Source organism: Sedimentibacter sp. LTW-03 (assembly GCF_052059825.1).
GTDB lineage: Bacteria > Bacillota > Clostridia > Tissierellales > Sedimentibacteraceae > Sedimentibacter.
This window is the reverse complement of the sequence record NZ_CP197180.1, coordinates 352,014-365,743: the sequence shown is the minus strand read 5'-3', so window position 1 is coordinate 365,743 and position 13,730 is coordinate 352,014. Positions and strand designations below refer to the sequence as shown.

The window sequence follows — 13,730 nt, the reverse complement described above, 5'->3', positions numbered from 1 at the left end:
AGAATGAATAAGCAAATAAATATATCTGATTCAGAATGGAAGGTTATGTGTGTGCTTTGGGAGAAACATCCACTGATGTCCAGCCAAATAATTCAAAGACTAGAAGCGAATAATTGGAAACCTAACACAATTCATACGCTTCTAAGCAGATTGGAGAACAAAAAGATCATAGGGGTAGAAAAAAAATCGAGATTTAAGGAATACTATCCCCTTGTGTCCAGAGAAGAATGCCAGATTATAGAAACAAAATCTTTTATAAAAAAAGTATACGACGGGTCAATTAAGATGTTTTTATCAAGCTATATTAATCAGGATAATTTATCACAAGATGATATAGAGTACTTAAAAAAATTAATTGAAGAAAAAGAACTAAATAGGAGCAAGAAAAATGATTAATATATTATTTAAAGAAATATTTCTTGCTTCTATTATAGGGAGTATATTATTTGCCTTTATTTCTTGTATGAAACAGCTTTTAAAAAAGCTATTAGACGTTACCAGTTCTTATAGACTTTGGTTTTTAATGATACTGTGTCTTCTGATACCCTTTATACCCGTTAATGCACCAGATTTTATAAAATATAACACCCCTAAAGCTGCAGAAGCACCTGTTGACAATATTGTGAAGAACATTAATGCAATTGAAATTGTTCAATTAGCTAAAGATAATATTAACAAGAATGCTTATGATAAAGAAATAGTGCTAGGGGATAAAACCAACTTTGATATTAACGTTTATGCTTCAATATGGCTATGCGGCGTGATGGTATATCTTATTTATATGTGTGCTGTTAATTATAAAATAAGAAAAATGATTGCAGAATCTAAACAAGATTTAGATTCTGATACTTTAAATGTATTTAATAAATGCAAACATAAGATGGGAATAAAAAAGGAAATCACTATTGCGTCTATTGAAGCTATTGAGCAGCCATGTATTTACGGCTTTTTCAAACCTGTTGTTTTATTATCGAATAAATGTCTGGTAAAATTATCTCTTAGTCAAAAAGAATATATCTGTATACATGAGCTGTCACATTATTTAAGAAAGGATAATTTGACTAATTGGCTGTTAATTGCTCTGAGAATAGTATATTGGTTTAATCCAATTATCGGATATGCAATTAATAGAATGAAAGAAGACTGTGAATTAGTCTGTGATGCTCTAACATTATCATATATTAATTATAATGAACATCAAAAATATGCAATGACAATAATAGATTTGTTAGATTCAGCGTTAAAAACTAGATATGTATTAACAACAGTGTCAATTATTAATGGAAGAAAGAGAATAGAAAGGAGAATTAACATGATCTATGATTTTAAAAATCCAACAAAATTAAAGAGATTTGCCAGTTGTCTAGTAGCTTTTTTAATAGCCGGCGTGAGTATCACAACAATATATGCTTTTAATAATGCTGAAAATAATTTTGAAGATGCAGTTGAAAGCAATATAACTAATGAGAGCAATGCTGATAAAAGCACCCAGGAAATGACTTTTACATGGCCTGTTCCGAGCTATAAAACAATTACATCAAATTATGGATTAAGATCCCGCTCGGTTTATTGTACAGAAGAAATCGATGGGAAAGAAAATATTGTATATGAAGAATGTGAAATTGGTAATATAAAAATATTGGCACCTAAAATAGAACAAGATACATTAGATAACAGAGTTGCTTTTCACAATGGGATCGACATACAAGCACCAATTGATGAAAAAATTGTTGCATCTGAAAACGGGACGATTTTATACAGCGGATTTGATAACGAATACGGCAAAACGATAATTATAAACCATGAAGAAGAAAACTACTCTATATATGCTCATTGCAATAAATTACTAGTAAAAGAGGGCGAAGTTATAACTAAGGGACAAGAAATAGCTAAGTCAGGATCTACAGGCCAATCTACAGGGCCTCATGTTCATTTCAGTATTGTTATGGATAATAAAATAAAGAATCCAATGGAATATTTGAATGTTGAAAATCTTTCTGAAGAGAATTAAACTTCTATAATTGAAACAAAGACAGTTATTTATATAAAAAAGCATATATAAATACAGATTACATACCGCAAAAAGTAAATTTCAATATATCTTTACAATACAGTGGTTCTAATTTTTTAATAAAAAGCGGCAAAGCTTGCAGCCCATTAAATAGACCTAAAGCTTTGCCGTAATTAATTTCATAATTTCTTTTTTGGATTTTTCATCTAATATCTCACTTGAAAAAGCTGCAGCAATAAATAAAGATATTTCCTCGTTTTTATGATTTCTGATTCTTGATTCATGAATATATTAAATTAAAGGAAATATCTACGAAATGATTGGAACCCATACCTCAATTCTACTATTCCCTTTCTCATCCATTTTTTCACCATATCGAATGAAATCCACTCGCGCTTTATCATTGAGTTGGCAATTCGACTGTGGAATCCATTCCTTATAAATGTAGTCCATGACTGACTGCATAGAATCCTTTACTTTTCCCTTATAGATAAAAACAACATATTTGCCTGCCGGTATTTCCAACACACTCATATCCAAAGCTACTCCTTCGGGCTCACTTACCTCCACTGCAGCGTAATAATCAAAAGCTAGATTCTCCTCTTTAAACATGGAATTGTTAGAATAGTCGTTGACCCCCACAACAAAATCTAAATCTATCCTATTTTTAATCCTACTCTTTTCTTTGTGCAACTTGTTCCATAGTCTCGGAATCACAAAAAAGCCTTTTTTTGTATTTGCCTTAAATCCCACAAGATAAGTTTCTTCTTTTGTAATCATTTCAATATCCATAATTCGGTCTCCCTTTAAATTTTTAAGGTTTCCACTCACTTCAAATTTCAACTGAATCGGATTAAACTGGTTTTTGCGACGATATTTTTGCGGAGTCTGTTTATACATACTTTTGAATGCAAGCGTAAATGCCTGTTGCGATTCATACCCAGCATCCAAGGCAATTTGAATTATCTGTTTATCTGTAAAAATCAATTTTTTTGCTGCTTCTGTTAATTGTCTGCGTTTAATATATTGGTGTAGTGTTATACCAACTAACCCTGTAAACATACGATGCAAATGATATTGCGAATATCCCACTGCATACGCAAGACTTTCCAAGTTTATTCCTTCGGTAATATGTTCTTCTATATAGTCAATTAAAAATTTGATCACCTGTTTATTATTATCCATGAGTATCACCTCCCCATTTATAGAATACCAGCACAAGCTACTTATTTTTTCATATTTCTTGCTATGCATATATATTTTTTCTCACATATGATTTTATCAATCTTTTCTTCTAAAAGCAAAAATTCTAATGGGTTAGATTATTATCAAGTCTCGGCAACGCTCGCCGAGGCACTGAGGTAGATGGGCATTTTGGTCACCTCTTTTTACAATAGTCTGAAACAATACAGCGCTGACATTTTGGAGTAGCTGTGCAAATTTCGCCAAATCCGGTAGCACAGTAACTCCAGATAATAGAATCAATTTCTGCCATGGTTATATGAAGGACATTACTTATTTCCTCCATAATATCTGCAACCTCTTGCTTTGTAGCAATGGGAGATTGGCAAATCCCCATTCTGTTCGAACCAAGAAAGCGGCAAATGTGGATATCAGGTTTTGCTCCATCAATCCCAACATTGCGTAAATATTCCCAAGCTAAAGCGGTACCGATATAGGCTAGCTTATATATCCCGGAAGATAAATCAGCTACGATTTTAATGGCGGGCTTTGAGGTAACATAAGCGTCTAAAGAGTGGTATTCCTTTTCTATTTGCTGTAACATGCAAATATTTTTTGCAAGATTGTTCATTTGATTGGCAGTACATCGGCTTCCGCATTTTAGCATTTTAATTCCTTTTATAAAATAATCGGAATTATGTTTCAGAATTTCATCACAATCATAGTCAAAAAACAAATTATCTATTTCTTTTAGATGTTGCTCCACTCGTTGCCATTGAACTTGCGCGCTTAGTTGAGAGTAAATAAGCCCACGCAAATGTTCTTGAAAAGTAAAAACTCTTCCATTTCTTCGCTCAGCCACATAGTTTGGGAATGAATTCGAATGCAAAAGATTATTTCGCAAAAGATATTTACGCATTGTGAGAAGAAATGAGTAGTCTTTTTCTTCATATACCTCTTTCAATAGTATTTTCTCCTTGAATCCCCCACGCTTATCCGCCTTTTCTTGGCGGATTGTTTCCAGCTGCTCTATGGAAAAACCCCTTGCTTTTATGATTGCACGCATTACCTCAAGCATATCGGCAAGTTCTTCGATGTCCTTGCTTTCTTGATATTCGGCGAGTTCCTCGTTTAGCTTTTCATCAAGCATCTTTATGTATTGTTCATCAGATAAAATTTCCGTGTTATAAGCCTTGCCGTCAGCTTTTATTATCTTGGGGATTTTATCACGAACTAATTTGTTGTAAACTTTAGTACTCATCTTTTATCCTCCTCTATTTTACAGTCCAAAATTTTGCAAATTTTTTTCTTAAAATTGGTAGCACATATCCTACTTTCCCATTTGAGTATTTGAAGCAGAATGTCACATCTTTTTTTCTTTAAAATCTTAGCAATGAGCAATTTAAAAACTTTTTGTAGCTTTCAGATATTTGATGCCCATATAACAATAAATCTTCACCCACTGGCAGAGGATTGATGTTATCACTTTCTGTCGTCTTAACACAATTGTGACAATGTTATATATAATAATATCAAATTTTTGTAATTTCTCAAGAGGAAAACGCTAAATAGCGAACACTCAAAATATCGTTGTTTAGTATTTTAAAAATTCACATCATAATAAAGAAACCAACTGTAGGTTTCTTTTGTATTATCCAATATTCTATCTCTATATGACAGATCCTTGCTCTTTGTTTGATTTTTGTAGTTCCGCAACTCATTAACGTGATTTGATTAGACAAAAATAGTGTGTAAAAATCGACTGGTTCCTTGTCCAAAGATTATTCTTTTTCATCAAAATCAATTTTATCCAAAATAAATCATCATTTAGAATGTGAGTAAATGTTGTTTTCTCTATTTTAATATGATTTGTACTGACACCTTAATCACATAATCCTCACTATTATTTACTGCCCAATCCCCAATTACCATTTCTTCATAAAACCATTCACCTAAGATTAGATTGTTATTACCGGCATATGTAAGAATTTCTTTGTAAGTGTTGACCAAATCTTCGTATCCTCCACAATGATATGTAACAAGGTAATCTCCAGAAGGTTTTAAAGTACAATCACAATTTTTCTTATTACAAGGTGTGCGCAAATAAAATATACATTGCTGGTTATAATTTTCCTGCTTTATGTCACAAGTACGATGAATCATGCCAGAAACTGGTCGAAACATTGTATCTCTTACAGAACGCATTAAATTACCAAATGCAAATGTCATTTTAGCGTCATCCGCATTCTCAAGAATTTCGGATAACCGCAGATGTTCTTGCAATTCTTTTCGAATAAAGAATTTGCTTTGTGATGCAATAGCTTGTTCCACACCCTTACGCGTGGCACACAAGCTAGCTTTTATTTGTCGAAGCTGTCTTATCTGTATATCAATTAAAGATTCTTGTTCTGAACATAAGGAAATCAGTTTTGATGGTGAACGATGACTCAAATATGACTTAATTTCTGATAAAGGCATACCAATTGTACGAAGTTGAGTTATAGTGCAAAAAGTATCATATTGAAGTACATGATAGTAACGATACCCGTTTTCATCTATATATTGTGGCACAAAGACACCAATGTCATTGTAGTGAAATAGTGTATGCTTGCTTACATTGCAAAGCTTCGCAAACTCTCCTGTAGATAAATGCATTTTTTTATTTTTCATATAAAAACCTCTCTTGACCGTAGGGTTACCCTATAGATTATACTAAATCTGTTATCATTTCACAATGATAAATACTTGTATTTAACCATATTAAAATTTAAGGGAGAAATAAAATTGAAAATTTTATTAGTTTCAGGAAGTCCAAGAAAGCGAGGTAATACCGCAAAGATTTTAGAACTGGTAAGCAACAAAATAAAGGATAAATTTGATGTCCAAATATGCTATTTAGCGGATTACCAAGTCAACGGCTGTTTGGGTTGTTCACATTGTCAAGAGGTTTTTGATAAACCGGGATGCATACAGAAAGATGATGCAGAAAAGCTACTGTACCGACTAATAGATTCAGATATCATTTTATATGGAACACCACTATATGGCCATTCCTATTCAGGTCAATTAAAGCTCTTTATGGACAGGCATGTTGCACTCTTCAAATTTGTATCAGGCAGCGATAAAGCTGTAAATGAAATGGAAATACGTTCTTTTATCAGTGACAAACCAGTTGGATTAATTGTATCTTGTCAGGGTCCGGAAGAGCAAAATACAGAGTTAATAAAAGCTCAGTTTGATAAATTCTGCGAATCATCTTTAGCTCATTGCTTTGGTAAATATATTTTTCCATGGTGTGATTCAACTGCTAAGCAATCTAAATATGCAGTTGAGACCTTGCAACAGATAATTGATGATATTCAACACCTTAGTGTAATGTAAGCCGTAAAATCGGCGACTGCTATTGCAAAAGAAATTGAGAACTGTTTTTTTGAATAAAAATATTCTAAGCCTGTAGATTGTAATCTACTTAAGGCTTAGAATATTTTCATTATAGACACAATCTGCTGACTTTTCTGATCTCGACTTAATTGTTATTTGTTCACACAATTACTTTCTTTAAAATTTTTCTATAAGGATGAGATATATTCTTATTTTCAACAATAGCCAGTTTGTTCTCCTCAATCATCTTATCTATACGCAAACCATACCAACTATCACTAACACCCAACTCGTAATTTCCCATAATCTTACCAATTAAACGAGCCATAAGAAAATCATCGTCAGGAATATTTTTTGTAATAATGTGATCATAATAATCTTCGGGAACAGAAATCAACTTTCCGTTTACAACAGCTCTTAATGGGGCGTTTTCCCTTACCAAGCCGAACCAACGGGTACTAAACATTATTTTTTCAGATTGAGATAATTGTCTTTCCAAAGGCAGGAATTGATAAAATTTCCCTGGCTCTATTTGCCCCCAGTCGCTATAACTAACAATTTCATTCTCAGATACTTGCTTATATTCCGGTAATGAAACAACGCTTAATTGGCAATCAATATTTCTTAACACATTGCAAATGAAGTAAAATCCGCAAGTCGAATAAGGGGTGTTACTCTTCCAAACTCGTACTGGAACGCCGTTGCTTGCAGCAGACAAAAGTTTTTTCATATCTTCGCGTTGATTTTGAAAAAACTGTTTCATCTCATCATCTCCAAACTCAAACTGTTTCCATATTTTTCTGAAAACAGTTTGACGCTCAATCCCATCAAATTCGCCGGATATATCCCCTATATCCAATGCAAATCCTATATAAACAACATCTTTTGAATCTCCGCCGACAGCCTGACCTTCAAAGTGTTTCTTTAATTCAGCTTTGGGTGGCTTTTTCCCAATATATCCGACAGCTCCGCCAACAATCATGCTTTTTTCATCATAGTTTTTTGCTATTTTCATAGAACCTTTTGTGCTATCACTAAATACGACCTCAAGCATTGTTCTTCCTCCTTATATTAGCTTTATTTTACCCCAAAACATTTAAGTATTACAACTTCATACAGTCAACTTTTTTATTTCTATTCTGTAAATCCTCTTTCCTCCATGCGGTCTGCTTTGACAAACTTAGCCATACCTGTCTTCATAATCCTAAAACCAAATTTTCTGTAAAAATCTTCTTTGCCTGGATTTGAATAAAGAATAAAATTGCAGCCTGGAAACTTATTTGTTATATTTTCAATTAAAATTCTTCCTATTCCCTTTCCCTGGTATTCTGGCAGTACCGCAACATCATAAATAGCCGCCTGCTTTACACAATCAGAAATTGCTCTTGAAACTCCAATTAATTTATCATTATCAAATACAAATACAGCGGCCTGGCTTCCTAAAAAAGCTCTTTTGCAAATTTCCGAATCTGTACCGCTTAACCCCGCAGCTCCCAGCAGAGAGCTCACTGTATTCCAGTCTATACCTTTTGTTTCAAATTTAATATTTATATTCAATTTTACCTCCAAATTATATGTTATATATCAGGTGAATTTTTACATTATTTTACCATAAATGCAATAAAAAAGATAGAAAAATGCTAGGTGAACTTAGCACATTTTTCTATCTTCAAACTTTACTTCTTTAAAGTTGCATTTTTTAAAATATACTCACGTCATATATTCCAATAGTTAATCATTTACAAGGACTCACATAGTTGAAATATTTCTATTTATTTTCAGATATCTCAACAAAACGCTTTATTACTGCACTAACCTCAGCTCTTGTCGCTGTACCTTTTGAGTCAAACCTGTTGTCTTCCCTTCCTGAGAACAGTCCTGCCATCTGCATCTGTTTAACTGCATTTTTGGCATAATAGCTTATTTCTTCATTATCTGCAAAGCTGTTTTCTGCTTGTAATTGTGGAAGCTCCAAGCCTATTGCCTTTGCGTAGTTTGCCATAATCACTGCCATTTGTTCTCTGGTAATAGCTTGCTCTGGTTCAAAGTAAGTATCTGATGTACCTCTTACAATTCCATTTTTGCTTGCCCATTCTATAAACGGCATATAGTAAGCATTTGAACTTACATCTGTAAAGTGACTATCTTTATAACTGCTTACATCAGCCTCTGCAAGTCTTCCAAGCACAGTAACAAACATTCCTCTTGTCATAGACATATTTGGAGAGAATTTGTCTTGGGCTGTCCCATCAAAAATTCCCCTTGAAGTTACAAAATCAATAGCATCCTTTGCCCAATGACCTTCAATATCTGTAAAAACAATTGTTATATCCGATTTATATCCCACTGCAAATTTTGAAAAATGGTCTGTCACAAAATTTACAGCTTTGATTCTTTCATCATAAGCAGAGTTTGGCATTTCCTGAATATCGCCATCTGCATTGATGTAGTAGGCAGCTATATTTTCAGCTTTTTCATTTTCACCCAAAACATACGGAATTGAGACTGCAATTTTACCTTTGCCAAAGTTTGTTACCTTAGTACCGTTTGTACCTATAATGGAAAACTCAAATACAGGACGGTCACCAACTATCTTCTTTGCTTCGGCTGAAAGGGTAGTTTTATCTGCATTTTTAGCAGACACAACTATATCTCCATTTATTTGCTTCTGGATAATTTTAAGCGTTTCAAGATCAAGGATAATTGTCCCTGCTTCGCTATCAATGCTAAACTCCTTTACTTCTTCTTTTACAAGCTTATCTATAAGTTCTTTTGAAAGATTGCCGTCTTTTCCAGCAGATACAGTTGATGCTTCAATTTTGCTTCTAGACTCATTCGCTTCAGATGGAGCTTTCTCATTATTAGTGGATGAATTTACTATGCTAAGTTTGCCATTTACGTAACTTACAGTATAATTTTCAGCATTTTTAAGCACACCGCCACTGATATTGATTGTATATTCACCTAAAGTACCAGTATCGATTGCTATTGTAGAAATTTCGGGTAATAAAGTAAAGCTGTCCTGATTTACAAGTCCTTTTGCAGTAAAGGTGAACTTAGGAAATTTACAACCCTTCACTACCTCTTTGTCATCCGCCTTAACAATAACGGCTTTTTTAGCTACTGTTATAGAAGCGGTATGCTTTGCTTCGTTGTAATCTAAGTCTTGAGCTTTTATCGCAGTTATGTTTACCGTGCCAGCTTTATGAATAGTAGCTGTACTGCCCTCTATGCTGATAATACTAGAATCTGAGCTTTCAAAGCTCACAATTCCTTTACCGTCTCCACCAGTAGTAGAAAGTGTAAAGCTGTTGTCACCATAGGTTTTACTTCCTATCTGATTTAGGTTAAAGCTTTTTTGGTCCTGCTTACGACTATCAAAGCTTAATTCACTGCTTATCGCGGTTTCATAATTGTTATCTCCGCTGTATATAGCTTTTATCTTATATATTTGATCTCCAATACCTGTATACATATATATTGCTGTATCATAATTGATTGGGACAGCTTCTGCTCCCAAAATCTTTATAGCCGTTCCGCTGGTGCTGTCTACAAATTTTATCGAACCAGTTGGTATATGTCCATTATCAACCTTAGACATTGTAGCCGTAAGTACCGCCTTGCGGATTCCATCATCTTCTGAGATGGCAGCGGTCACTATTACCTCCGGTGTTGCCTTACTTACAGAAAAAGTTACTGTATTTCTTTTATAATAATCATCAATAGGCTCATAATTCTTAATGGTTTCAACACTTGGCGTAAAAATTGCGCTAGATGTATTGGTGCCTCCATTTACCTCAGGAACTTCATCGCTATCTTCCCAATCAAAGTGCCCGTATTCAGTGCTGCCGCCTTTCAGTATGCTTGTGGACAGCTTCTGTCCATAGGTAATATCTGTTGCTGTAGGAAAGACTATACTTGGTGCCTCCGCCTTAGCAATGGTAATTTCACGAGTTGCACTCGAGGCATTATAGTTATCATCTTCCGCCTTGGTGGCTGTAACAGAAACTTTACCCGCTCCCATAATAGTTGCAGTATTACCGCTTATAGATAGTATACCGTTACCTTCCGAAACAATATATACCACTTCACCAGTTCCGCTGCCCCCCGTAGTGGAAAGCGAAAACTCCCCATAACCATATTTTTTATCTGTCACTTCAGAAATAATTAGCGGAACTTGCTCTGCTTTGGATATATTTACCCTAAAAGTAGTGCTGGCAGAAGTAACACTATCCGTTTCCCCCAAATCGATTTTCAAGGTGTAAATACCTGCATTAACAGGAACTTTATTCATTTTGTCAATGTCTTGTGTAGAATCTCCTTTATACCATAAAAATGTCACAACACCATTACTGTTAGTTAAAAAGTTGTTTTTTGCCGGTATAGCAATGCAGTTACCGCTGTATGTATATAGAGTTTCATAATCCTTATTTACAATACTACCTGTGAGCTTATTTACCGTTACCATAGCAGCATCGCTATTAACGGTATAACCGTCACAAGTTACGGCACAAAAATATGAATATATGCCCGCATCAAGATCTGGCGAAATAGCATAATTTGAATTTATTGCATTATCAATAGATATACCGTCCTTATACCATTGGTAGGTAACTGTTTTTCCTGAATCAACGGGTTGAGTTTGGACCTTCACGCCAAGTGTAGGAAAATTAGTATAACCATATGTCAAAGCTATACTTTTAGGCTGCTCTACAATCTTTATTGGAGCATAATTAATATTTATTATCTGCGTTCCATATACTCCGCTTCCATCAATTGCAGCTGCTTTTACAGTTACAGTACCTACTCCCGTAGCAGTCAAAAGACCTGTATCGCTTATAGTAGCACTTCCTGTTCCATTCTCTGCGCTCCAAATGACATTTTTTTCTGTTGCATTTGATGGTTCCACAGCAGCAATCATCCGAAGCAATCCACCATCCAGAACATCTTTTGCATTTTCAGCACCAGATACAGTTATCCCACTGACTGGTATAGCCTTTATAGTTATTAACAGAGTCCCATATATCCCGCTTTCGTCAGCTGCAGCTGCTTTTACAGTCACGGTACCTACTCCAGTAGCAGTCAAAAGACCTGTATCGCTTATAGTAGCACTTCCTGTTCCATTCTCTGTGCTCCAAATGACATTTTTTTCTGTTGCATTTGCTGGTTCCACAGTAGCAATCATCTGTAATGTTTCTTCATTGAATATGCTTGTATTCTCACTGGATACAGATATATCACTAACTGGTATAGCGTTAATCGTAATTAAAATGGTTCCATATACTCCACTTCCATCATTTGCTACTGCCTTAACGGTTACAGTACCTGCTCCAACAGCAGTTAAAAGACCTGTATCATTTATAGTCGCACTTCCTGTTCCGTTCATTACGCTCCATGTGACACCTTTTTCCGTTGCGCTCGATGGAGTCACAGCCGCAGCCATTTGCAGTGTTCCTCCTTTTAAAACGCTGGTAGCATTATCTTCAGCAGATACAGATATGTTCTCTACAGAAGGAATTTTTTTTACTATAAAGCTGGTTACTTCCGTACCATTGGCGAAAATGGTTATTCTTGAGCTGCCCGGCTCTACATCTGCAGGGGTTACACAAACTGTGCGCTGATATCCGCTTCCGTGAAAGATTATTTGGGAATCTGGAACAAAAGTAGTGTCAGATGAGGTTGCTGAAAGAGTAACACTTTCCCCAGCATAACCTATCGTAAAAGGAATGTCTCCCGTGCTGTCATTAATTGTCTGATCTCCGATTGGTGTCATTTTAGGCAATCCGGCGCTGTTAATCATAAGATTTACATTGCTAATTTTACATCCAGATGTTCCGCCCACTTCCACACGAATTATACGTGTGCCGGTAGGAATTAAACCACTGCCTACACTGCCTGATGAAATTTTATTACCGAAAGAATCCGTAAAAATTACATTTATGGCTCCACCATTTGTAAGATTGCACGATGTCGTATAAGTAAGAAAGCCAGCATCAATCATTTCACTAAACTTGCTTACATTAGTGGTCTGGTACATAAAATAAGGCGAATTATAAACGTGTGTAAATGCTCCTCCGCTAATATAAAAACGACCGCTAGGATCAGTCCAGCCATTCAGAGAGTTCCCCACACCGTTAACAATAAGATTTGTATCCATTTGCACGTCACTATTCACCGTAACAGAAAAGCGTGTAACCGCAGTTTTTGTACCGTCTGATATTGAAACCGTCACCGTAGACTGCCCTTCCTTGCCGCTGACTGCAGTAAGACTTAATTCTCCATGCCCGTCAGAAAGGCTTGCTGAAATATTAGAGTTTGGAATAAGCGACGTATTTGAAGAAGCCACAGATATTAAAAGATCTGCAAAATTCGTATCATCATCACTTACAGAAAAGCGAATGGGTCCAAGTGTTTCACCTGATACCATCCTTTGGTCAGGTATGGAAGAAATAACTGGCAGAGATGATATGTTGGGTGAAATTGTTAAAGAAAGGTCGTCAAACGCAGCAAGTCCGCAAGCAGAATAAGTACCAGTAATAATCACCCTCAAATATCTAACATTTGATGCAACTGCACCGGAAAGTGTTACCTGTGTCCATGTTTCTTCTGTAGTGGATTTTTCATATACAGGTGTACTTACAACATTTTTGTTCTCATCAAGCTCTTCGACACTTATTTTTGCTATGTTTCCGCCTGTGGCACTAAGCCATCCGCTCAAGTTAAAAACCATCGCATTATTATCAATATCAGCTGCATTTCCACTAATGTCAATATCTTGAAAACAGCTATGAGTGCCTTCTCCCACGGATGCTGATACTGTTGTGGCAAACCCCATGTAATATTCTCCACTATGCGGCACAATACTTAACACCGAAGTAATATCATTACCATTATACTTTTTTTCTATCTCAATAAATGTTGAAAAATCATTAACACTTTTATTAGAATATCCTAGATCACTACCGCTCCAGTAATTGCTGGTTAGCTTGCCATTGTCGTTTGTACCCTCTCCTCCCGGATTAGCTAATAAATTTGTGTTCAGTTCCGCAGCATTTGCGTATAGCGCTGAGCCCAGCAAAAGAATTAGACTAATGCTAAAGCAAAGCAAACCTTTTAGTGTTTGATTCATTATTTTTCCTCCTGTTTACCTCTTAAA

The 13,730-nt window shown here is 35.2% G+C and carries 9 protein-coding genes; 3 read left to right on the top strand and 6 right to left on the bottom strand.

Features of this window, described 5'->3' with window-relative positions; translation table 11 throughout:
• Positions 1-3 precede the first annotated feature (3 nt).
• Positions 4-396 (top strand): BlaI/MecI/CopY family transcriptional regulator, encoded by a 393-nt coding sequence (locus ACS3UD_RS01770; RefSeq protein WP_308138047.1) that lies wholly within the window; start codon positions 4-6, stop codon positions 394-396.
• A complete protein-coding gene (locus tag ACS3UD_RS01765; RefSeq protein ID WP_308138048.1) occupies positions 389-2,011 on the top strand; it encodes a M56 family metallopeptidase in 1,623 nt (540 codons plus the stop codon). The genes ACS3UD_RS01770 and ACS3UD_RS01765 overlap by 8 nt, the downstream gene beginning before the upstream one ends.
• A 309-nt stretch (positions 2,012-2,320) precedes the next feature.
• Here ACS3UD_RS01765 and ACS3UD_RS01760 read toward each other — a convergent pair whose 3' ends face one another.
• The 3 genes from ACS3UD_RS01760 to ACS3UD_RS01750 all read right to left on the bottom strand — a co-directional run bounded on the left by ACS3UD_RS01760 (position 2,321) and on the right by ACS3UD_RS01750 (position 5,863).
• A complete protein-coding gene (locus ACS3UD_RS01760) occupies positions 2,321-3,196 on the bottom strand; it encodes an AraC family transcriptional regulator (protein WP_308138049.1) in 876 nt (291 codons plus the stop codon).
• A gap of 193 nt (positions 3,197-3,389) precedes the next feature.
• Positions 3,390-4,454, bottom strand: coding sequence for a hypothetical protein (locus tag ACS3UD_RS01755; RefSeq protein WP_308138050.1), 1,065 nt, complete (start codon positions 4,452-4,454; stop codon positions 3,390-3,392).
• A 593-nt stretch (positions 4,455-5,047) separates the two neighbouring features.
• Entirely contained in the window at positions 5,048-5,863 is an 816-nt protein-coding gene (locus ACS3UD_RS01750; RefSeq protein ID WP_308138051.1) for a MerR family transcriptional regulator, read from the bottom strand.
• A 114-nt stretch (positions 5,864-5,977) separates the two neighbouring features.
• Here ACS3UD_RS01750 and ACS3UD_RS01745 point away from each other — a divergent pair, with 114 nt between their 5' ends.
• Complete coding sequence (locus ACS3UD_RS01745) at positions 5,978-6,574, top strand: flavodoxin family protein (RefSeq protein WP_308138052.1); 597 nt, start codon at positions 5,978-5,980, stop codon at positions 6,572-6,574.
• Between the two features lie 160 nt (positions 6,575-6,734).
• Here ACS3UD_RS01745 and ACS3UD_RS01740 read toward each other — a convergent pair whose 3' ends face one another.
• The 3 genes from ACS3UD_RS01740 to ACS3UD_RS01730 form a co-directional block, all read right to left on the bottom strand.
• Complete coding sequence (locus tag ACS3UD_RS01740; protein WP_308138053.1) at positions 6,735-7,628, bottom strand: DUF3658 domain-containing protein; 894 nt, start codon at positions 7,626-7,628, stop codon at positions 6,735-6,737.
• 80 nt (positions 7,629-7,708) lie between these two features.
• Positions 7,709-8,131: a GNAT family N-acetyltransferase gene (locus ACS3UD_RS01735; RefSeq protein ID WP_308138054.1), complete on the bottom strand. Its 423-nt coding sequence runs from the start codon at positions 8,129-8,131 to the stop codon at positions 7,709-7,711.
• A 211-nt stretch (positions 8,132-8,342) separates the two neighbouring features.
• On the bottom strand, positions 8,343-13,703 hold the full coding sequence (locus tag ACS3UD_RS01730; protein WP_308138055.1) for an S-layer homology domain-containing protein: 5,361 nt from the start codon (positions 13,701-13,703) through the stop codon (positions 8,343-8,345).
• Positions 13,704-13,730 lie beyond the last annotated feature (27 nt).

Coding starts and splice junctions, on each gene's coding strand:
- ACS3UD_RS01770 (WP_308138047.1), top strand. CDS start 4: ATGAATAAGCAAATAAATATATCTGATTCAGAATGGAAGGTTATGTGT.
- ACS3UD_RS01765 (WP_308138048.1), top strand. CDS start 389: ATGATTAATATATTATTTAAAGAAATATTTCTTGCTTCTATTATAGGG.
- ACS3UD_RS01760 (WP_308138049.1), bottom strand. CDS start 3,196: ATGGATAATAATAAACAGGTGATCAAATTTTTAATTGACTATATAGAA.
- ACS3UD_RS01755 (WP_308138050.1), bottom strand. CDS start 4,454: ATGAGTACTAAAGTTTACAACAAATTAGTTCGTGATAAAATCCCCAAG.
- ACS3UD_RS01750 (WP_308138051.1), bottom strand. CDS start 5,863: ATGAAAAATAAAAAAATGCATTTATCTACAGGAGAGTTTGCGAAGCTT.
- ACS3UD_RS01740 (WP_308138053.1), bottom strand. CDS start 7,628: ATGCTTGAGGTCGTATTTAGTGATAGCACAAAAGGTTCTATGAAAATA.
- ACS3UD_RS01730 (WP_308138055.1), bottom strand. CDS start 13,703: ATGAATCAAACACTAAAAGGTTTGCTTTGCTTTAGCATTAGTCTAATT.